At 51.8% G+C, this 2,763-nt stretch carries 2 protein-coding genes; both read right to left on the reverse strand.

Annotated features, from left to right (window positions below):
* Positions 1 to 406: 406 nt before the first annotated feature.
* Positions 407 to 670, reverse strand: a complete 264-nt coding sequence (locus AC01FP_RS16855) for a type II toxin-antitoxin system RelE family toxin (protein ID WP_474481824.1) — start codon at positions 668 to 670, stop codon at positions 407 to 409.
* Positions 657 to 914, reverse strand: a complete 258-nt coding sequence (locus AC01FP_RS16860) for a CopG family transcriptional regulator (protein WP_474481825.1) — start codon at positions 912 to 914, stop codon at positions 657 to 659. Before AC01FP_RS16860 ends, AC01FP_RS16855 begins: the two co-directional genes overlap by 14 nt.
* Positions 915 to 2,763 lie beyond the last annotated feature (1,849 nt).

Genomic DNA, 2,763 nt, shown 5'->3' on the forward strand with positions numbered 1-2,763 from the left:
GTGATCCCCTGCAGCTGGCCGGAGCGCAAGGCATCAAGAGTAGCGGTGGTTGTTGTCATGGGTTGAATGGCAGGCCTATGCACCGCAGATGAAGAAAGCGGTGCATCATCTAAATTCGAAGTGCGGTAGCGATTGGCCGCATAAGGGAGCAGGCGAGCAGCTGCGGCGTAGCTCAGGGACTATGGCAAGACCGTAACGCAAACGCCATGAATTGGCCACGGCTTGATTACATGGTAATGGTTTGGCCAACACCGCTCACAGCATCTCAATGCTTTAACTATTCCCGCTTTGTTGTAGTTTCCTTCTTTGTATTTCTAACGCTCCAGATCAGAAGCGGGCGGGCGAACTTCGGCATTGCCGATTTCCTCCGCTCCCGTGTTCTGTATCTTGATGTTGAAAGGTGTACTCATTGGTAGACATCTCTTCTATGGCCGACCTTGACAACGTCGACAACACGCGACTGATCATCGACAGAGTAGATGACCCGATAGTTGCCTTGGCGGACACGAAATGGGTTCTGCCTACCCGCGAGCTTTTCAGACCCTGATGAGCGCGGTTGCGCTGCCAGTGATTTAATCTTCTCAATCAATCGTGACAATATCGCCTTGTCCGATACCGCCTGGATCTCCTTAGCCGCCGATGGCTTAATCGTTAGACTATATTCTGCCACTATCTCTTAAACTTGTGACAAACTCTTCGAAACAAGCGCTTGGCTCAGCTTGCCTTTGATCAGCATCTCTCAAATCATCAGCATCTTCGGCCAATGTCATGCGAACTGCTTCATTGACCATATCCGATATTGAGCGGTCACATGCAGCAGCTTTTAGGCGCAGTGCACGATGTACATCCGCATCAAAATAGATAGTAGCCCGTTTCGCTTCATCCATTCCATGACCGTAGCGCTTTAACGTCATGACGTCAAGACGGCGGCGCTTGCTGCCGACCTGTGATCCTTCTAGCGCTCGCGATCACCTGGCGGCAGAGGGCTTGATTTGGGATGGTCTGGTGTAGGCGCAGCCGTCGCTTCTGGTTTGACTCAGCTTCATCCCCCTTTGATGTCGTGCAGTTGGAAGGGGTTGAAGGTAGTTGAGATGCCTAGTTCGTCTGCAAACTCAAGCACCCTGCAATAGGCTTTGCTTTGGTGAATGACGCCAACTAGGATCACTGGGGCAAACGCTCCCTGCAGTGTGAGCTCGAAGGTTGGAAAGCCGGAGGTGGTGGAGACTTGATCTTCCACATAACGGGGAGTGATCGTTGCTGATCCAACCAGGATGCGGCGTTTCTCTGAATCCCAGATGAAGGGGAGTTCATAGATGCCCAGCTGTCATGAGTTCAGCCCTGCTGCCCAGAAGGGGGTGGTTTGGGCTGCTGGTGTTTGAGCCAGTGACAGCCTGGTGGTTTGCAAAGGATGCAGAAATCATCCCCCGAAGAACGTCGCCGCCATTGTCATTGCCACTTTTCACGAGGCACATCAAGTCCCAGCGCTGGCCATCGCCTCCCCATGCCATAGGCCCGTATTTCTCATGCATTTGCACATGGCCTCCAGCTGTATGGGCTGGGGTGGCATTTGCCATGGGTCTGAACCGCCCATGCAAGCGCAGGCCAAGGCAATGGAATTGGAATTGCGCCTGTAGGTGTGTTGTGTTAGGTCAATGTTGTAATCATGCATGTGAATAATGACGCCATCACCAGCCACAATGGTATGGTAGTGATTGGGTTGGCACCATTGATAGCCCGTTGCGGTCCAATGCAGATAGATTTTGGGTCTGGTCATACCCAGTTGCGGTACTAACCATAATTTAGATCAATTTGGCTTGTTGTGCCTGAACCTAATTTTTTCCCAATGGCGCTGCTGATTGGCGCGATCCTGCTGTTCTTCTATGCCGAGGGCTGGGCGCCATGGCGGTGGTATCGGTGTTTGCGGTTTGAGGGCTTGCAGAATCCGTTTCAAGCTTTTGGGCGGCGTGGCACGGAGATCATCTACAAAGACTGCAGGGAGAAAGCCATAGCCGGCTCGGCACTATAGGCTTCACTTGCCTTTCTTACTGCAAAGTCTGCTGTAGATAATAGGAGCCTGTCTTGATGCATCGGCCTGCATTGATTGCTTCCTGTATCCATCACTTTTCCATTCGGCAGTGTCGTGCAAAATGCCAGTGATCATCTGCTCATCTTTTAGGCTGAGACCCTGGCTTTAGATGCATCCTTTGTAATCCGTTGCCTTGAGGCACTTCTCATGTGCTGCATCAGCCTGGGCAAATCCTGGAGTGGCACCAAAGCCGCAACTCAGCATCGTGATGAGGGCAAGTAGCAATCCTGATGGCTTCGTGAGGGGAAGAATTATGGGCATAGGAAAGACTCTCCAAACATTATCCTGTTCTGTTTTCTGGGTTCAACTCAGCAAGCAGCCTGGCTCCCTTCTTTACCTGGGTCTACACCCTCGGCTCCGCATCTGGGTCACGTTATTGCCGCTCTCTTGATTTAGCGGTGGCTTAACGCTTGCCATCACCTGGCCGCAGTGAGTAGGGAGGAAAGCAAGAGGCATTTTGGGGCGGCTCAGGTGAATGGCGTTGTTAGTCTGCCTCAGGTATCTCCTCAGGTCCGTCTTTCGCCAAGTCCTCCGATTCAATTAGCATCTCAACACATTTTCTCTCCGCGACAGGACTCCTAGTGCACGAATTCAAGAACAGTTCAGCGACCAAGCCAAGTATAATAATCAGCGAGCACGTTGTGAAATGCAATATCTATACATCAAGACTGTTGGCG

The sequence above is a fragment of the Cyanobium sp. NIVA-CYA 375 genome, assembly GCF_056108345.1.